Source organism: Arthrobacter pigmenti, from assembly GCF_011927905.1.
Taxonomy (GTDB): domain Bacteria; phylum Actinomycetota; class Actinomycetes; order Actinomycetales; family Micrococcaceae; genus Arthrobacter_D; species Arthrobacter_D pigmenti.
On the sequence record NZ_JAATJL010000001.1, the window covers coordinates 1644516 to 1663958 of the forward strand.

General features: G+C 64.0%; 12 protein-coding genes. 5 read left to right on the top strand and 7 right to left on the bottom strand.

All coding sequences use genetic code 11. The features are described 5' to 3' along the window. Nucleotides 1-24 precede the first annotated feature (24 nt). The 4 genes from BJ994_RS07530 to leuS form a co-directional block, all read right to left on the bottom strand. Nucleotides 25-2427, bottom strand: coding sequence for a DNA internalization-related competence protein ComEC/Rec2 (locus BJ994_RS07530; protein ID WP_209066678.1), 2403 nt, complete (start codon nt 2425-2427; stop codon nt 25-27). A gap of 191 nt (nt 2428-2618) precedes the next feature. Continuing rightward, nucleotides 2619-3551 carry a ComEA family DNA-binding protein gene (locus BJ994_RS18115; protein ID WP_245192266.1) on the bottom strand — a complete coding sequence of 311 codons (933 nt, stop codon included), beginning with the start codon at nt 3549-3551 and terminating at the stop codon, nt 2619-2621. A 119-nt stretch (nt 3552-3670) separates the two neighbouring features. After that, nucleotides 3671-4600 carry a DegV family protein gene (locus BJ994_RS07540; RefSeq protein WP_167993013.1) on the bottom strand — a complete coding sequence of 310 codons (930 nt, stop codon included), beginning with the start codon at nt 4598-4600 and terminating at the stop codon, nt 3671-3673. Nucleotides 4601-4628: 28 nt separating this feature from the next. Then, on the bottom strand, nt 4629-7127 hold the full coding sequence (leuS, locus tag BJ994_RS07545) for a leucine--tRNA ligase (RefSeq protein ID WP_167993014.1): 2499 nt from the start codon (nt 7125-7127) through the stop codon (nt 4629-4631). A 360-nt stretch (nt 7128-7487) separates the two neighbouring features. On the opposite strand from leuS, the gene BJ994_RS07550 reads away from it, so the two are divergent. After that, nucleotides 7488-10946, top strand: a complete 3459-nt coding sequence (locus tag BJ994_RS07550; protein WP_167993015.1) for a bifunctional proline dehydrogenase/L-glutamate gamma-semialdehyde dehydrogenase — start codon at nt 7488-7490, stop codon at nt 10944-10946. Between the two features lie 269 nt (nt 10947-11215). On the opposite strand, the gene glpK is transcribed toward BJ994_RS07550, so the two are convergent. From glpK to BJ994_RS07565, 3 genes are all read right to left on the bottom strand, one after another. Continuing rightward, the gene (gene glpK, locus BJ994_RS07555; protein ID WP_167993016.1) at nt 11216-12733 is read right to left on the bottom strand and encodes a glycerol kinase GlpK; all 1518 of its coding nucleotides are present in this window, start codon (nt 12731-12733) and stop codon (nt 11216-11218) included. A gap of 52 nt (nt 12734-12785) precedes the next feature. Continuing rightward, entirely contained in the window at nt 12786-13529 is a 744-nt protein-coding gene (locus BJ994_RS07560; protein WP_167993017.1) for an MIP/aquaporin family protein, read from the bottom strand. A 136-nt stretch (nt 13530-13665) separates the two neighbouring features. After that, nucleotides 13666-15414 carry a glycerol-3-phosphate dehydrogenase/oxidase gene (locus tag BJ994_RS07565; protein WP_167993018.1) on the bottom strand — a complete coding sequence of 583 codons (1749 nt, stop codon included), beginning with the start codon at nt 15412-15414 and terminating at the stop codon, nt 13666-13668. 126 nt (nt 15415-15540) lie between these two features. On the opposite strand from BJ994_RS07565, the gene BJ994_RS07570 reads away from it, so the two are divergent. The 4 genes from BJ994_RS07570 (at nt 15541) to BJ994_RS07585 (ending at nt 19440) form a co-directional block, all read left to right on the top strand. Next, nucleotides 15541-16539: a sugar-binding transcriptional regulator gene (locus BJ994_RS07570; protein ID WP_425339371.1), complete on the top strand. Its 999-nt coding sequence runs from the start codon at nt 15541-15543 to the stop codon at nt 16537-16539. 66 nt (nt 16540-16605) lie between these two features. Next, nucleotides 16606-17442: an aldo/keto reductase gene (locus BJ994_RS07575; protein ID WP_167993019.1), complete on the top strand. Its 837-nt coding sequence runs from the start codon at nt 16606-16608 to the stop codon at nt 17440-17442. A gap of 1 nt (nt 17443) precedes the next feature. Beyond that, complete coding sequence (locus BJ994_RS07580) at nt 17444-18325, top strand: alpha/beta fold hydrolase (RefSeq protein WP_342450317.1); 882 nt, start codon at nt 17444-17446, stop codon at nt 18323-18325. Beyond that, entirely contained in the window at nt 18322-19440 is a 1119-nt protein-coding gene (locus tag BJ994_RS07585; protein ID WP_167993020.1) for a glycosyltransferase, read from the top strand. Before BJ994_RS07580 ends, BJ994_RS07585 begins: the two co-directional genes overlap by 4 nt. Nucleotides 19441-19443 lie beyond the last annotated feature (3 nt).

Here is a 19443-nt window from a genome sequence, read left to right on the forward strand (position 1 = left end):
GTGACGGTCACAGGCCAAAGGCCCTCACAGGGATCGGATCCGGAGGGTGCCATCATCAGCGAACAGGAAGAACGAGCCGCGCTGGTCCGTGCGCGCGGCATATACACCGGCAGCGTCCAGCGCATCGAGGGTGGCCGGATGTGGGTGCCCGTAGTCGTTGTGCCTTCCCGCAGATATGAGCGCGACGGAGGGCGACGTCGCCTCGATCAGGCGATGTCCGCCGTTGCGGGCGCCGTGATGGGCGACCTTTAGGATGTCGACACCGGAGAGTGTGAGATCGCGGTGGGCGACCAACATCTCGTCAGCCGCTTCCTCTTCGATATCTCCGGTGAACAGGACGTCGACCGGTGAACGGCCGTCAGTGCCACCCGTGGTGACAAGGACCACAGCTGAGGCGTCGTTCTCCGAGGCGTCGGTGACGTCTGGAAAGGGCCAAAGTGCCGTCCAAGTGGTACTCCCGAGAGCGCCTGTATCCCCAGCCACAATCGGTTCCGGGACAAGACCTGCGTCCGTTGTTGCTTCGATCACTTCATCCGGCAACGCAGCTTCGGATGTCGAGTAGAGCAACCGCCGCACCGGACGGTCCGAGAAGACTCCCTCTATCCCGCCGTAGTGATCCTGGTGCAGATGCGTGATGACCAGGAGGTCTACAGTCTCAACCTGCAAGGCGTCCAGGCAGCGGTCGATCAGTGCAGGGTCGGGACCTGCGTCAAACACCATGGCGCTGTGTTCTCCCGTCCTGACAACAAACCCGTCGCCCTGACCCACATCACAACCCGCGATTGTCCACTCCGCTGTCTCATGCACCGCGCCCGCGGCAGCCCACAGACCTGCACAACCGAGAGCGAATCCGGCAGCCACCCATTTCAGCGCGCGGATGCGTATACCCCGGACTGCTGACCGTGCCTTCGCAGCCGCTGACCTGACGACTGCGCGCAGCGGTTGCCACCACACTGCGACGGCAAGTACCGCCAGGCTGGAAAGGGCACTGAGAGCGGCGCCTCCAGCCCCCGAGGGCCACGGAATGACGGCGAGCGGAGCCGATGCGAAGAAGCCAGCGACGCCGGCCACCCACGATGCGCCCCAACCTGCGGCAACGGCGAAGGGTAGTGCTGCAAGTGGCAGCAGGGAGACGAGCATTACCGCGAGCATCCCGGCGATGGTGATGAAGGGTACTACCGGTGCCGCTGCGATGTTTGCCAGCAGGGAGTAAGTCGGAATTGCAGGTTGGATCAGAATGAGGATAGGCGTGCAGAAGAGCTGCGCCGCGAGCGGCACGGCCAGGAGTTGGGCGATCCAGCGTGGCAGCAGGGTCTCGAGGCGTTGTACAAGCAGCGGTCCGGCAAGTACCAGACCTGAGGTGGCCGCGACCGAAAGAATGAAGGCGTACTCCCCGCTGAGCCAGGGATCAACTGCCAGCAGGGCGGCGATGGAGAGGAACAGCAGAGTCATGGACAGTCTGCCCCGCCCGGTGAGTACAGCGAGCACACCTATTGACCCCATGACCGCCGCGCGCAGCACACTCGGTTCCGGTCGGACGAGGAGAACAAAGGCTACGAGGGAGACTATGCCGCCGAGAGCCGCCGCCCATCGTGGGAGCCGGAATGCTCTGCAGGAGAGGAAGACGAACGCCAGTACGTAGCTGCAGTTCGCCCCGGAGACGGCGGTCAAGTGAGTCAGGCCAGTGGACTGCATCCTCACGACAAGATCCTCAGCCACCACCGAACGGGCTCCGATCACCATTCCCGCCATGAGCCCGTCATCCGGGGCACCTGTGCTGCCCGCCAGCGTCAGGAAACGCTCCCGGACCTGCTCCATTGGTCCGGTTTCAGTCTCGTGCTCCAGCCTGTCCGGAGCGGTTGACCCGATCATCAGCGCCCGGGCACGCTCCCCGGGATCCGTGGCGGTGACCTTGCCCGCCGCCCGGACCATGTCGCCGTCTTTCACTGCACTCCAGTCGTCCCCGCCCAGCACCACCAGTGGGATGCTCGCGGTAAAGCGCTCACCGCCGAAGGTACCCTCGAGCAGCGTTGCCTCAAGAATCCAGCGGGGACTTCCGTCCAGATCCGGCGCGGAAGCGCGCGAGGCATCCCCGGTGGCGAGCAATTTCGCGGTTATATGGCCTTCTGACGCGATTGCGGCTTCCATGGGCTCAGAACCCTGCTGGTCGATCCGGGCCGCTGTCGGCAGACAAATCATCGCTGCAGCACCCGTTGCCACCAGGATGACCTGCAGAATGCGGCAGTGCTTCCTTCGATACCCGACAAACGCCATGCAACCCAACGCAACGGTCGTGAGAACAAATCCCAGCATGAGCGCCGCCGGTGCATCGAGGCGCACGGCCAGAACGGCGGCGATCCACGCCGCTACGGCCGCCGGCAGCAGGCGCAGGTCCCGGACTGGTCTCCCGGTCTCGTCGGGCTCCACATTGCGGTCCTCGTGGCTTCGCCGTTTCAGCCACGACAGCTTCTGCGCCAAGTGCGTGGCGATACGCCGGTCCCGGCTGGCCGTTATTGACGCATTATTGCCCGTTGGACGGCCATGCGAACCAGTCCGCGCCGGACTCTGTCCAGCAGCTGAAACCAGGAATCGGTCCCATCGGGCCCTCCGTCCGGTCATCAGATAGTAACCAGAGGCAGAAGTGCTTCGAGCATGGCGGGGCCAATGCCTGGAATTGCGTCGAGCTCCTCCGCGCGGGTAAAGGCCCCGTGCTCCGTGCGCCATTGAACAATCCGCTCGGCGAGGACCGGACCAACCTTGGGCAACTCCTCCAGCTCTGAAATCTCCGCCGTGTTCAGATTCACGAGGGGCACTGAGTCCGGAGCCGAACCGCTGGGTGCCTGACCGGCATTCGCAGCGACGGGCGGAATGGCTTCGCCCACCCGGGGGATTACAACCTGCTGTCCGTCCACCACGACAGCAGCAAGGTTCACGGCGGACAAATCAGCCTCGGCAAGGGCGCCGCCGGCCGATTCCAGAACCTCAAAGACCCGCGAGCCGGGAACAGCCTCGACGACTCCCGGGGAAAGGACAGCTCCGGCGACATGCACGACCACGCGGCCCGCCTCCGGCTGGCCAGCCGAATCCTTCGTGGCAACGCCCGCGCCCTCTGCATCTGCTGCCGGCGGGCCGTCCTTAGCTTCGGCGGGCATCTCACCGGTCGTGCCCTGGCTGGATGTCGATGGCGCTGACGAATTAACCGGTGAAGCTTCGATGGGTATCACCTCCCCCTGGTTACGGTCGATCGAGGTGAACGCCCACACCCCCACTGCGAGTGCGCACCCCGCGGCGACGAGGGCGGCGCGACGGGTTGCCACCCAGCGCCTGCCCGTTCCCGCGGAGGTTTCCGCACCGGACGGATCCTCAGCCCCAAAATCCTCTTCATAAACCCGGTCAATATGCTCTGTGTCGGCTCCTGGTTCTTGCGGAGAGATGGCTGAGCTCCCTTCGGAACCCGGTTCGCGATCGAATGAAACCGCACCTGCGAGTATTCGGTCCAACCGGTCAGGACTGCGGTTGGACGTGCCCGTCGCCCAGCGGTGCCTTGCCATGGCACGAGCGTATGGTGGCACACCCCGGGATCATCCGTCCCGTACGCGCTATGTGGATAAGCCGCCCAAACAGCGTCCGATGTGGAGGACCAGAGCTCGCGGGGAGTCGTCGCGGAAGACTATCCGCCGAACCGACGAAGTGGGTCGCAGACAGCGACCGCAAGGACGCCAAGACCGGTGTGAGCAGCCAATACGGCAGGCAAGCGGGTCAACACTGGTTCCGCGTCGCCCAGGATACGGGCCGCTGCCGCTTCCGCCTGGGCGCGGTTTCCGAAGTAGTGGAAAGCCGCGATGCTGCCCTCTGGCCGGTCCCGCAGCTCCGCCACTACCAGTTCGTCGAGGCGTTGTTTCGCGCGCGCGGCCGTACGAATACGCTCCAAGGGCTCAATGGCGCCGTCCTTCACCGTCAGGATCGGCTTCACGGAGAGCAAGGTCCCGATCATTCCCGCCGCGGGGCCGATCCGACCGCCCCGGCGCAACTGGTCCAGGCTGGGCACGTAGAAAAGGAGTCTTGTGCGGGAGCAGGTCTCTGCAGCCAGCTTTGCCGCCTCCTGGGCATCGGCACCATTCCGCAGTGCCAGGCAGGCGGACGCAACACCGGCACCCTGCGCCATGGCGACCGTCGCGCTGTCCACCACATGCACCGGAATGGAGACCGAGCGCGCAGCCCAGCGGGCCGCGTCCACGGTGCCGGACAGTTTGCCTGACAGGTGAATGGAGACGATCTCCCCTGCACCTTCAGCTTCCAGCCGCCGGTAAACGCTCTGGAACTGTCCTGGCGCGGGCCGGGATGTGCGCACGTCGGCACCCTCTGCCAGGGCAACCGACAATGGCTCGATCAGGTTGTCGCTGCCCTCCCCGTAGTGGCGGCCCGAGATGATCACAGGCATCGGCACGATGGTGACTCCCACGGCGGGGCCGTCCCCGGTTACCCACTCATTCGGAAGCGCCGCGGCAGAGTCGGTGACGACCGCCGTCGTCGTTCCCGGTCCTGCCTCTGGATCCCTGGTTACCCACCATGGCGCCGGACGCCGTTCGAACCATCTCATGGTTCAGCGCTCCTTGTCGGGTACCCGATCAGGCGGGAACGATATTCACCAGTTTGGGAGCACGCACAATGACCGTTCGGATGTCCCTGCCCGCGAGGGTTCGCTGCACCTGTTCGGTGGCAAGTGCCAACTCCCTGAGTTCGTCCTCCGAAATGTCGGCGGACACCTCCAGACGGTCGCGGACCTTTCCCTGCACCTGAACTACTGCGGTGACTGTGTCCTGCACGAGCAGCGAGTCATCAACGTCCGGCCAACCGGCAGCGGCGACCGAGGCCGGATGGCCCAGCCGCTCCCAGAGGTCCTCCGCGGTATAGGGGGCGAACAGGCTCAGGATGACGGCCGTGGCTTCGACCGCTTCGCGAACAGCCGGGTCAGCGCCGCCTGCGCCGGAGTCGATCGCCTTTCGGGTAGCGTTCACCAGCTCCATCACCTTGGCGATGACCACATTGAACTTGTTGTTACCCAACAGCTCGGTGGCGTCGGCAACGGTGCGGTGCGTTACTGTCCGCAGTGCCCTGTCGCCGCCGGCTGGAGGCGTTCCAGGCTCGGAGGTAACATCCGCGCCGAGCCGCCAGGCCCGCGCCAGGAACTTCGCCGAACCCGACGGCGAGACGTCGGCCCAGTCGACATCGTCTTCCGGCGGCGAGGCAAAGACCATGGTAAGCCGAACAGCATCCACGCCGTAGCGATCGAGCTGTTCGCTCAGGTCAACGCCGTTGCCCAAGGACTTGCTCATGGCCTTTCCGCCGTTGAGCACCTGCCCCTGGTTCAGCAGCGCCGAGAACGGCTCCGTGAAACCAACCAGACCCAGGTCGAAGAGCACCTTGGTGAAGAACCGGCTGTACAGCAGGTGCAGGATGGCGTGTTCAACGCCCCCGACATACTGCCCGACCGGCAGCCATTCGTTCACCTTCTCGGTGTCGAATGGCGCGTCTGTGAGCTCTGGGTTCACGAACCGGAGGTAGTACCAGGACGAGTCAACGAAGGTATCCATCGTGTCGGTGTCCCGTTTGGCAGGCCCAGAGCACTGCGGGCACTGAACGTTGACCCAGTCCGATGCCGCGGCGAGGGGCGAGGTTCCCTTGGGCGCCAAGTCCTCCCCGCGCAGGTTGCTGGGCAGCCGGACCGGCAACTGCTCGTCCGGCACGGCCATTTCACCGCACTCGGGACAGTGGATGATGGGAATCGGCGTGCCCCAGAACCGCTGGCGGGACAGCAGCCAGTCCCTCAACCGGTAGTTGACGGTCCGCTCCCCCGTCCCCTGCGCAGTGACCAGCTCGATGGCGCGCTGGATCGCTTCTTCCTTCGGCAGACCGTTCAGCTCACCGGAGTTTACAAGGATTCCCTCGCCGGCCGTCGCCTTCCCGGTGACCGCAGGATCATCCTCGCCGGTATCGACCACCATGCGGACAGGCAGGTCGAACGCGCGCGCGAAATCGAGGTCGCGCTGGTCGTGGGCAGGTACTGCCATGATCGCGCCGGTTCCGTAGTCCGCCAGCACATAGTCAGCGGCCCACACCGGCAGCCTCTCGCCATTGAGCGGGTTGATCGCGTAGCGGCCGGTGAAGACGCCGGTCTTCTCACGTTCAGTGGACTGGCGTTCGATATCGCTGAGCGCGTTGACCTGTTCGCGGTATTCGGCCAGGGCTGCGGCGTGCTCTTCAGTCACCAGGTCCACCGCCAACTGGGCGTCAGCAGCGACGACGAAGAACGTAGCGCCGTGCAGGGTGTCCGGCCGGGTTGTGAACACCGTGACGTCTGTGGCGTCAGAACCGCCGTCGGCTTCGATGGTGAAGGTGACGTGTGCGCCTTCTGAACGGCCGATCCAGTTGCGCTGCATCGCCAGCACGCGCTCGGGCCAGTGGCCGGAGAGCGGCTTCATGTCCTCGAGCAGCCGGTCCGCGTACTCAGTGATGCGGAAGTACCACTGGTTCAGGCTCTTCTTCGTCACCGGGCTGCCGCAGCGTTCACAGGCCCCGTTGACCACCTGTTCATTCGCCAGGACGGTCTGGTCCTTCGGGCACCAGTTGACGGGATGGTCCTTGCGGTAGGCCAGACCCTTCTCGAAGAACCGCAGGAACAGCCACTGCGTCCAGCGGTAATACTCGGGATCCGAGGTGTGCAGCCTCCGTGACCAGTCGACGCTGATCGCATAACGCTTGAAGGACGCCGCCTGGGTGTCGATGTTCGCGTAGGTCCACTCGCTGGGGTGGGCGTTGCGATTGATCGCCGCATTCTCCGCGGGCAGGCCGAAAGAGTCCCAACCGATCGGGTGCAGAACGTCATGTCCCAGCTGACGCCAGTAGCGCGCGACGACGTCGCCCATCGCGAAAGCCTCGGCATGCCCCATGTGCAGGTCGCCGGAGGGGTAAGGGAACATGTCGAGGACGTAGCGCCGTTCCCTCGTGCCGTCGTCGGCCGGCGTGAAGGTGTTGAGCCGTTCCCACACCGGTTGCCACTTCGCCTCAATGTCCGCGAAGCTGTACGTACCGGCGTCCGACTCTTCGGCCGTGGAATTGGTGCTCACTGTTTTCGCCCTGTCTCTTGATCACTGGTGACCGTCGTTCGTGGTGGTGTAACTGCCATCAACCCTGTGTACCAGCGGCAATGAGGCCCCCAGACACACAAAAGCCCCTCGACATGGGAGGGGCTGCCGCGCGTGTCAGCGCGGCTAGGTAAGAAGCAGTTGCGCGCACATAGCTCCACCTTAGCGCACTTTGGTCAGCGCTTCCCTCAGGAGGGGTTACCATATTTTCCATTGAGCAAGATATCTGTTATCGCGCCCATAAGATGCCGAGGCGGAATGCGCCCACGGCTGATCGGCCAGCCTCCCCTCCGGAGGACCTCCAGGCGTCCGCTGGCCCGTCGTCGTTAGGTAGACGAGACAATGACACACACCTTCCCTCCCGCAAATCCGTCGCCGCAGACCCTTGGCGACGACGCCGTTGCACTGGTCCGCCGCTGGTTGCACCTGGACGACCCCGCATACGTGCCGGCCGCCACGCCGTCCCGCGGGTCGAAGTCCGCGCAGCTCCTGGCCGAAGTGCTGAAGGACCAGGATGGACTCGACTTCACGATCGGGTTCGTTGACCGCGTAATCCGGCCGGAAGACCCCGCCGTCGCGGCCCGCAACCTGGCCCAGTTGGCGCGGAAGACGCCGTCGTTCCTCCCCTGGTATATGAAAGGCGCGGTCCGGCTGGGCGGCGTCATGGCTCCGGCGCTGCCCGGGGTTGTGGTCCCCGTGGCGCAGCGGGTTCTACGCGAAATGGTGGGACACCTCATTGTCGACGCCCGGCCCGCGCGCCTGGGCAAGGCCATTGCATCGCTGCGCGGAGAAGGCATCCGGCTGAACATCAATCTCCTCGGTGAGGCCGTTCTCGGACATAAGGAAGCCGATGCGCGGCTGGCAGGCACCCGCGAACTCCTGGCAAGAGACGACGTCGACTACGTATCGATCAAGGTCTCCTCGGTGGTCAGCACTTTGAATCTGTGGGACTTCGAAGGCACCGTTGACCGCGTCACGGAGCGCTTGATCCCGCTGTACAGGCTTGCCGCTTCCTCGCCTGCGCCGAAGTTCATCAACCTGGATATGGAGGAGTACCACGACCTCGACCTCACGGTTGCTGTCTTCAAGCGCATCCTGGACACTCCTGAGCTGAAGAACCTGGAGTCCGGCATCGTGCTCCAGGCCTACCTGCCGGACGCCCTCGCCACCCTGCAGGACCTGACGGAGTGGGCGCAGGCCCGCCGCGCTGCGGGTGGGTCTGCGATCAAGGTCCGTCTGGTGAAGGGCGCCAACCTGGCCATGGAGCTCGTTGACGCCGCCATCCACCACTGGGAGCCTGCCACCCTTCCCAGCAAGCAGGCGACCGACACCAACTACAAGCGCTGCCTCGACTGGGCGCTGCGTCCCGAAAATGCAGACGCCGTCCGGATCGGCGTTGCCGGCCACAACCTGTTCGACATCGCGCTGGCACGAAGCCTGTCTGTGGCCCGCGGGGTTCAGGACCGGATCGAGTTCGAGATGCTGCTCGGCATGGCCGAGGACCAGGCCGCGGAAGTCCGCAAGGATGTCGGCTCCCTTCTCCTGTACACACCTGTTGTGCGTCCCGAGCAATTCGACGTCGCCATCAGCTACCTGATCCGCCGGCTCGAGGAGAACGCCAGCCAGGAGAACTTCATGAGCGCAGTCTTCGAGCTCACGCGAAACGAGGAACTCTTCGAGCGCGAGAAGAACCGCTTCCTGGCATCGCTCAAGGAGCTTGACGGCGGGGTTCCCGCGCCGAACCGCGTCCAGACTCCGGACCGCTTCACCAAAGCCGTCGCGGGCGAATTCGACAACCAGTCGGATTCGGACCCTTCGCTGCCGGCTATCCGCGAGTGGGCAAAGGACGTGCTCAGCCGCGTGCCCGGATCCACCCTCGGAGTGGCGTTGGTCGAGTCCTCGAGACTTGAAACGAACGACGACGTCGACACCGCCATCGCACGTGCCCGCGCCGCCCAGCAGGGCTGGGGTTCCCTCACGGGCGCCGAGCGCGCGAAGGTGCTGCGCAAGGCGGCGGGGATGCTCGCGGCGAAGCGCGGGGACCTGGTGGAGGTCTCCGCAAGCGAAACCGGCAAGACTATCGCCGAATCGGACCCGGAGATTTCAGAGGCGATTGACTTCGCGAACTACTACGCATTGCTCGCCGAAGAACTCGACACCGTCGAGGGAGCGCGGTTCGTTCCCTCGAAGCTCACGGTGGCAACGCCCCCGTGGAACTTCCCCGTGGCAATAGCTGCTGGTTCCGCGCTGGCTCCGTTGGCTGCCGGCAGCGCCGTCGTCCTGAAGCCGGCTCCGCAGGCGAAGCGCAGCGGGGCGGTTCTGGTGGAAGCGCTGTGGGAGGCAGGCGTGCCGAAGGATGTCCTGATCTTTGCCGATGTCACCGAGGGACCAGTCGGTCAGCACCTCATCTCCCATCCCGACGTGGACCGCGTAATCCTGACCGGCGCCTACGACACCGCGAAGCTGTTCCGGTCCTGGCGGACGGATCTTCCGCTGCTGGCAGAGACCAGCGGCAAGAACTCGCTCATCGTCACCCCGAGTTCCGATCTGGACCTTGCTGCTGCCGACGTCGTGAGGTCGGCATTCGGACATGCGGGACAGAAGTGTTCAGCGGCATCACTGGCGATCCTGGTGGGTTCGGCGGCGTCGTCTGCGCGTTTCCGCAACCAGCTCGTCGACGCTGCCGCGTCCCTCAAGGTCGGTTATCCTCAAGACCCGGAGACCGAAATGGGGCCGATTGTTGAGCCTGCCGAGGGGAAGCTCAAGGATGCGCTTACGACGCTCGGCGAGGGCGAGTCATGGCTCGTTGAGCCGCGTCAGCTGGATGATTCCGGCCGGCTGTGGAGTCCTGGCGTACGCGTCGGGGTCAAGCCGGGCAGTTACTTCCATCTCACCGAGTTTTTCGGACCGGTCCTTGGCGTGATGCATGCCGACACCCTGGAGCAGGCGATCGAATGGCAGAACGCCAGCGCCTACGGGCTCACCGGCGGTATCCATACCCTGAATCCCGATGAGGTCACGCAGTGGCTGGAGTCAGTCGAGGCGGGCAACCTGTACGTGAACCGCGGGATTACCGGCGCAATTGTTCGGCGTCAGCCTTTCGGTGGTTGGAAGCGCTCCTCCGTTGGACCCGGCGCCAAGGCTGGTGGCCCGAATTACCTGATCCACCTCGGCAGCTGGGAGCGCGAGGACCTGCATCCGGGGAATGTGCACGCACCACTGTGCGGGCCGGTGCGTCAGCTATTGCATGCGGCCGAGGTTCCGGATTCAGACAAGGGCTTCCTGGCCCGTGCCGCGGCAGACGATCAGCGTCACTGGGTCCGTACTTTCGCCACGCACGAGGACGTCTCGGGCCTCGGGGTCGAACGAAACGAGTTCCGGTACCTGCCGGTACCTGTGACTGTCCGGCTGAACGAGGCCGGCAATTCGAGCGATTTCGTGCGCGTTGTCGGAGCGGGACTCCGTGCGGGTTCGACCATGCAGGTTTCGACGCCGGAGCCCCTCTCGCCCGCGCTGGCGGCAGTTCTTTCAGCACACAGTGTTGCGCACCGGGTGGAGGACGACGCCGCGTGGCTGGCTGCTGCTGCGGGTGCGAAGCTCGCCAGGGTCCGCCTGGTCGGTGGCGGGTACACTGAGCTGTGTGGGGCGACGGACGGTAACCCGGATGTGGCGATCTACGCCGGTCCTGTCACCGAGGCTGGGCGCCTGGAGCTTCTGCCGTTCCTGCATGAGCAGGCGATCACCATAACGGCGCACCGTTTTGGCAACCCTGACAACGTCTCGGGAGAGGTCCTCCGCTAACCCCTCCCCTCCTCTTTACCCAATACCTAAAGTCACGGACGCCTGAGCAACGCGGGCGTCCGTGACTTTTCATGTAGGCGAGCAACAGCGAATGATCTGTCCGCCCGAGTGCCGCTAGAGGACACCCTCAAGCGTGGGGTCGGCCACCGCGATGCCCCGGAGTGGTTGGGCATCGCGGAGCGGGCAGGGCCCGCGGTGGCCGAGTCCGCGCGGAGGCAACATGCGCACCAAACGGGTCCGAAAGCGACAGCCGCGCGCTGAAGGAGGAGCTACTTAACGTCCTCGTCCACCCAGTCGAAGGTCTTCGTGACGGCCTTCTTCCAGTTCCGTAACTGCCGTTCCCTTTCGGCGTCGTCGAGCGCCGGAGTCCAGCGCTTGTCTTCGGACCAGTTGGCGGCGAGTTCGTCGGTGTCCTTCCAGAAGTCGACGGCGAGGCCGGCGGCGTAGGCTGCGCCGAGCGCTGTGGTTTCGGTGACTTTGGGGCGGATGACGGGGATGCCGAGGATGTCGGCCTGGAACTGCATCAGTGCGTCGTTGGCGACCATTCCGCCGTCGACTCTCAGGTCCTCCATGTTGACGCCGGCGTCCGCGTTTGCTGCGTCAAGGACTTCCCGTGTCTGGAAGGCGGTGGCTTCGAGTGCTGCCCGGGCGATGTGTCCCTTGTTGACGAAGCGGGTGAGTCCGACGATCGCGCCTCGGGCGTCGGAGCGCCAGTAGGGGGCGAAGAGGCCGGAGAAGGCCGGGACAATGTAGACGCCGCCGTTGTCTTCCACTGTGTCGGCGAGTTGTTCGACCTCGGGTGCGGATTTGATGATGCCCAGGTTGTCCCGGAGCCACTGCACCAGTGAACCGGTGACGGCAATGGATCCTTCGAGGGCGTACACCGGTTTGGCGTCTCCGAGCTTGTAGCAGACGGTGGTGAGGAGTCCGTTGGTGGAGTGCACCATCTCCTCTCCTGTGTTCACGATCATGAAGTTGCCGGTGCCGTAGGTGTTCTTTGCGCCGCCCTTGTCGAAGGCGGCCTGGCCGAAGGTGGCTGCCTGCTGGTCGCCGAGGATACCTGCGACGGGAACCTCGCGGAGCAATTGCGAGCTGTGGACGTTCCCGTAGACCTCGGATGAGGATTTAATGGCCGGCATCATCGATGCCGGCACGCCGAAAGTCTCGAGGATAGAGGTGTCCCAGCTGAGCGTCTCCAGGTCCATGAACAGCGTTCTTGAGGCGTTCGTGACGTCGGTGATGTGCACTCCGCCATCGGTGCCGCCGGTGAGGTTCCAGGTGACCCATGAGTCCGTGTTGCCGAAGAGCAGGTCGCCGGATTCGGCTTTCTGGCGCGCGCCGTCCACGTTGTCGAGGATCCATTTGATCTTGGTTCCGGAGAAGTAGGTGGCCAACGGCAGGCCGACCTGCTGCTTGAAGCGTTCGACTCCGCCGTCGGCTGCGAGTTCGTCGACGATGGGCTGGGTGCGTGTGTCCTGCCAGACGATGGCGTTGTAAACGGGCTGACCGGTGTTCTTGTCCCAGACGACGGCGGTCTCCCGCTGGTTGGTGATGCCTACAGCGGCGATGTCGTGGCGGGTCAGGTTGGCTTTCGACAGGGCGTTGCCGATGACCTCTCGGGTGTTGTCCCAGATCTCGATGGGGTTGTGCTCCACCCAGCCTGCCTTGGGAAAGATCTGTTCGTGTTCCTTCTGGCCGGAGGAGACGATATTTCCCTGATGGTCGAACACGATGGCGCGGCTTGATGTGGTTCCCTGGTCGATGGCTATGACGTACTGCTGCGGCATTGCTGCTCCTCGTTGAGTTGTTGGAATTGGGTTGGTAGACGCTTGCGGGTTATCAGGCGGGTGTCGGGAAGGTGATGAGCATGGCAACCAGTCCGCCGAGAAGGCCTCCGATGATTGGTCCGACTACCGGAACCCAGGCGTAGCTCCAGTCGCTGCTGCCCTTACCCTTGATCGGGAGGAAGGCGTGGGCGATGCGCGGCCCGAGGTCGCGGTTGGGGTTGATGGCGTAGCCGGTGGGGCCGCCGAGTGAGGCGCCGATTCCGACGACGAGAAGTGCGACGGCCAATGGCCCAATCTGTGTCGGTGTTCCAGCGAAGGAGATGATGACGAAGACCAGGACAAACGTTCCGATGATCTCGGTGATAAGGTTCCACGCGCTGGAACGGATCGCAGGACCGGTCGAGAAGACACCGAGCTTGTTGGCGGGATCCGGCTCATCGTCGAAATGCTGTTTGTAGGCGAGCCAACAACCTACCGCGCCCAGAATCGACCCGATCATTTGGGCTGCAAGATAGCCGAGCGCGTTCACGAAGTTCTTATCGACGCCGGGAGCGAACTCCGCGGTATCCCCGTTCGCCCAGAGACCGACCGTCACGGCGAAATTCAGGTGGGCGCCAGAGAGCGCGGCCACATAGACACCGGCGAAGACGGCAAGTCCCCATCCGAAGTTGACCATCAGGAACCCGCCGTTATTGCCCTTTGTCCCGGCAAGCGCGACGTTCGCCACGACTCCGGTGCCCAGCAACAGCAGCATGAACGTGCCGAACATTTCGGCGACGAATACTTCCAGAGACATCTTTGACTCCTCTATTTATTCACCTGTGGGCTGTTGAGCCCCGGCACCGTGAGGGTCGCGGTACCGTGTTACTCCCTGCGGCAACTGATGCCGTTGGTAGCAGCTGCCCGGAAGGACTGCTGCTGATCGCGAATGCTTACGCGACCAGACTATGGACGTCCACCCGGTGCTGTTGGGCCAGCACGTGGCGGACGTGGGTAAGCTCATTCTCGCGCTCCGTAATGGACCAACCGAGGAGGTCGCTCAGGACTCCGGCCACCTCCTCGATCAGCTCCTCGCTGATCAGTCCGTTGAAGGCCAGCGACGTGCGACGGATCAGGACATCGTCAATGTGCTGGACCTGCTCGTGTTCCACCATGTAGGCGAGTTCGCGGACGGAAAGCTCATGCGTTGAGCCCAGCGTCCTGTCTTCGCCGGAGGTGAGGAACGCAGCGACATCCGCGGCGCGGGTGCCATAACGGCCAAGTAGGGTTTTCGTACGTTCGGCAGGTAGACCCGCGCCGTTCGCAGCAATCCAGTCCGCTGTTTCGTTCGGACTCTGCGGGAAGTTCCGTCCACCCCCGATCGCCAGCTTCGAGGTCGTTACTGTTCTGCTCCGCTGAAGCAGGGAGAGCACCTCGTTGGTCAGGTGTTCGGACAGTGCACGGAAGGTCGTCCATTTTCCGCCGACTAGGCTCAGAAGCGGGGTCCCGCCGGTGCTGCCGTGTTCGATCCGGTAGTCGCGGGAAACGAAGCCGGGCTGGGTATCGTCATGGCGCGGCAGGGGCCGCACACCGGAGAAGGAGTAGACAACGCTTTGGCGTCCCACGGAGATCGAGGGGAACACGTGCCCAATGAGGTCGAAGAAGTACTTCATCTCGTCATCGGTGCACACCGCCGGAGAGTCCAGGTCGGTTTCGATATCCGTGGTCCCTACCAGCACCCGCTCCCCCATCGGATAGATGAGAACGATCCTTCCGTCAGAGTGCTCGAAGAAGATTTCACGTCCGGCGCAGGCGACGAGCAGTTCGGGGTGGTCCAGCACGATGTGGGATCCCTTTGTGCCACCCATGAAGCTGCTCCGCTGCCCGAGCGCGGTATTGGTCCCGTCAACCCAGGCGCCGGTGGCATTGACGACGACGTCGGCGGCTACTTCGAAGGTGTGACCGGTGAGTTCATCACGGAGGATGACGCCGTCGTCGTTGCTTCCCACCGCGCTTACGTAGTTGAGCGCACGTGCTGCGGGATTCGCGGCAAGGCCGTCGCGCAGGACGTCGAGTGTCAGCCGCTCCGGGTTGTGCACCGAGGCATCAAAGTAGGTGGCCGTATACTTCACGTCCGGCCGAAGCTTCGGCAGCTGTGAAAGGGAGGCGGAGCGTCCAGCGAACCTGTGCCGGGGAACCGTTCCACCCGCTCGGGAGAACGCATCGTAGAGCGTGAGGCCCATTTTGATGAGGATCGCTCCGCGCTCCCCCGGCGCCCCCTGGCGATGGGTGAGGAACCTCAGCGGTGCGCTGAGGATTCCGGCGAAGGTGCTGAAGATCGGGATCGTCGTCTGGAGCGGCTTGACGTAGTGGGGTGCAAGCCGCAACAACGAGTTCCGTTCGACCACGGACTCCCGGACGAGCCGGAACTCACCATTCTCGAGGTACCGGATACCTCCGTGGATCATGTGCGAGGACGCTCCGGACGCGCCCTGGCAGTAGTCGCCGCGTTCCACCAGGGTGACGTCGACGTCCTGAAGCGCCAGGTCACGGAATGTTCCTACCCCGTTTATTCCTCCGCCGATGATAAGAACGGAGGTTCTCGGCGAGTCCTCCAATTGCCGTACGGACTTCCGGACTTGTTCATGGTGCGCGCGCGCTGGCGGTGATGACGACGACGCCGGGTCGGTGCTGTTCCTCACGAGTTGACTTGCTCCCCTGCTTGTTGGCGAAAACAGAATCTGACCCCTATTCTTCGAAGGGTTGGGAATAGTCGTCAATGGCAATGCACAAACGTGCAGAAGAGCTCGAGGGAAACTGTGAACACGATGATGAGCACGTCGCCCGACCGGAACGGCAAGCGCTCGGCTGAGCCCGGCACGCCGCGAAGCCGCGACGCCCTGAGAGCCGCGCAGATGTACTACCTGCAGGACCTCACCATGAACGCCATTGCCCGTGAGCTTCGCACGTCGCGGTCCACTGTGTCCCGTCTGCTGTCCATGGCACGGGAAACCGGGCTGGTGCAGATCCAGATCAACAACCCGCTCGACCGCGCCCCCGCGCTGGAACGTGAGATCCGGTACCGGTACGGGGTCGAGGCACACGTGGTTCCCGTGACGGACCTGGTCAGCGACTCCGATGTGCTGGACCGCGTTGCCATTCAGGCTGCTCGAACGTTAGGCCCGCTGGTTGACTCGAACGCGATCATCGGGGTCGCCTGGGGTTCGACGATCAGCGCCGTCAGCCACCATCTCACCCGCAAGGTCACCCACGACAGCACGATTGTGCAGCTCAACGGTGCCGGCAATACGCAAACCACAGGTATCACCTACGCGAGTGAGATCCTTCGTCGCTTCGGGGCAGCGTATGGGGCGCGAGTGGAGCAGTTTCCGGTACCCGCGTTCTTCGATCACGCAGAAACCAAGACAGCTATGTGGGCCGAACGTAGCGTCAAGCGGATCCTGGATCTTCAGCACCGGATGACCATGGCGATCTTCGGCGTGGGTTCGGTGGGTGCCGGGATACCGAGCCACGTGTACTCCGGTGGCTACCTGGACGAGGATGACATGCGCATCCTGAGCGAGAGCCGGGTAGTGGGCGACGTCGCAACTGTCTTCTTCCGGGCCGACGGCTCGCACAGCGACATCGTGCTCAACGAACGAAGCACCGGTCCCGAACTTGAGCTCCTGGCACAGGTGAGCAGGCGTATCTGCGTTGTCTCAGGAGAAACCAAGATCAATGGCCTTCGCGGCGCGCTCGCAGCCGGGCTGGCCACCGACCTCATCCTGGACGAGCGTTCCGCACGCACCCTGGTGCAGCACAGCTGACGGCCGGCTCCGAACACAGCAGCCACAGGCAACGCCATCGCACGCGGTGCTCGGTAGAGTCGGTATATGCATAAACCGGACACGGTGTCTTTCTCCAATGGGGTCCTCATGGACCGGCTGGGCTATGGCCTCTACAAGGTCTCTTCCGAGGATGCCCACGGTCTCTGCACCCTCGCGCTGGAAGCGGGCTACCGGTTGCTGGACACCGCGGCGCTTTACGGCAACGAGGAAGGGGTCGGCCAGTCGGTGCGCGACGCCGTGAGCGACGGTCATCTGGACCGGAGCGACATCTTCGTGACCTCGAAAGTCTGGAATGACTGTCACGGTTACCGCAGCACGCGCGATGCTTTCGACGAATCGCTTGCGAGACTGGGTCTGGAGTACCTGGATCTCTACCTCATCCATTGGCCGTGTCCGGGCTCTGACCTGTATGTCGAGTCCTGGCGGGCGTTGGAGGAGCTTTACCACACCGGGCGTGTACGTGCGATCGGCGTTTCGAACTTCCAGCGCCACCACTTGGAGCGGCTCCTGTCGGAAACCGAAGTGGTACCGGCGCTGAACCAGGTCGAACTCCATCCCCTCCTCCAACAGCACAGTCTCCGCGAGTTCAACGCGGCACACGGCATCATCACGCAGGCCTGGAGCCCGCTTGGCCGCGGGAGGCTGCTCAGCAACCCGACCATCACCCATATAGCGGCCAAGCACCACCGCTCCGCCGCCCAGGTGATCCTTCGATGGCACCTGCAGACCGGCGTTACGGCGGTCGCCAAAGCAAGCAGCCGCGAACGCATCACCAGCAACCTGGACATCGGCGACTTCGAACTGGACGCGGTCGACATGACAGCGATCGGCCAGTTGAACGCCGACACCCGCTTCGGCTCGCATCCGGATTTGGTCAACTGACGTGATAGAACTTCACCGCACCGCCACGGTGCGCACGCTGCGGTACCGCGGAACAATTCAGCGTTACTGGGATTTCGAGGCAGACCGAAGGGCGCCCGTCCGCCCCCCATTGTTCATGGTGCACGGATTCCGCGGAGACCACCACGGGCTGCTTCGGATCGTCGAGGCGCTGCCTGGGCACCGGGTCATCACTCCCGATCTCCCCGGATTTGGCCAGTCCGAGCCGCTGCCCGGAAACCACGACGTCGAGGCGTACGCCGAGTTCGTGCTCTCGAGCGTCAGTGCGCTCGGCCTCGGCCCGGAGACGGTGCTCGTGGGCCATTCCTTCGGATCCATCATCGCCGGCCATGCCGCTGCGGATGCACCGGGAAGATTCAGCGCGCTGGTGCTCATCAACCCCATCAGCGCTCCTGCCTTGGAAGGCTCCAGCCGAATCGCGACGCGCCTCGCTGAGCTGTACTACAGGCTGGGGGCCGTTCTGCCCGAGAACGCCGGACAGCTGTTGCTGCGGAACAGGGTGATTGTCCGTGCCATGAGCGAGTTGATGGCCAAGACCCGGAACCGGGACCTCCGCCGCTGGATCCACGGGCAACACCGCGCATATTTCAGTGCCTTCGCCTCACGGGACGTGGTCCTGCAGGCTTTTACTGCTTCGATCAGCGGAACGGTCCGGGACTCCGCGCCACGCCTGTCGCTGCCGGTTCTTCTGATTGCCGCGGAAAAGGATGACCTTGGTTCGATCGCGACACAGCAGGCCCTCGCTGGACTGATCCCTGATTCAAAGCTTGCCGTCATTGAGGACGTTGGCCATCTGATCCATTACGAGACACCCGACATTGCTGCCCGTACGATCACCCAATTCCTGGAGGACATTGCGACGTGAAGGTGCTGATAGATGCGAGGTTCACCCGGCTGGACCACCATGACGGCATCAGCCGTTATGGCGCCAGCCTGATCGAGGCGCTCTCCCGCAAGGCAGAGGTGACCATGCTGATTCACGATCGCCGCCAACTTGCACTTCTTCCTGATGCGCCCCACGTGCTGGTGAACAGCCCGCTGTCACCGGCAGAGTTGTTTGTTGCCCGGCGGATCAACCGGCTGCAGCCCGACGTCGTCTTCTGTCCGATGCAGACCATGGGGTCGTTCGGGCGGCATTATCCGCTGGTTCTGACGCTCCATGACCTGATCTACTACCAGAACCCTACGCCGCCCGGTTTCCTCCCGCTTCCTGTGCGCGCGCTGTGGCGGCTCTACCACCTGGCGTACTGGCCGCAACGGCTGCTCCTCAACCGCGCTGACGTCGTCGCCACCATTTCGCAGACCACCCGGACGCTGATGAAACAGCATCGGCTCACCCGTCGCCCGATCAGGATCGTCGGGAACGCCCCCCAGGAGAAGACCCACAACGGCTCCAGTGGAGTCCCACGAAGGCCGGTGCCGGAAAAGTCCCTGCTTTACATGGGTTCATTCATGCCGTACAAGAATGTCGAGACCCTGCTGGCCGGCATGGCGGGTCTGGACGACTACACGCTTCACCTGCTGAGCCGAATCACGCCTGTTCGGCGGCAGGAGTTGGAGGCGCTGGTTCCGGCTGGAGCGACCGTCATCTTCCACGACGGCGTCACCGACGATGAGTACGAAGAGCTTCTGCTGGGATCGACGGCGCTGGTCACGCTTTCCCGAGCCGAAGGATATGGGCTGCCCGTGATCGAGGCCATGGCGCTCGGAACGCCGGTCATCGCTGCCGACACACCGATTTTCCGGGAGGTGGGCGGCACGGCGGCCCTCTACGTCGACCCGGGTGTGCCGGCTGCCTTCACCGGCGCAGTGCGCACGCTCTCCGAGCCTGGCCGGTGGGAATCTGTGTCCGCAGCAGGTCTCGCCCAGGCGGCCGAATACTCCTGGGAGTCCTCCGCGGACTCGCTCCTATCTGCCCTCGTCGAGGCCAGGGAACTCCATGCCGGGAATCGCGTGCGTAACCAGGCGTCTGCGTCCTAGCCT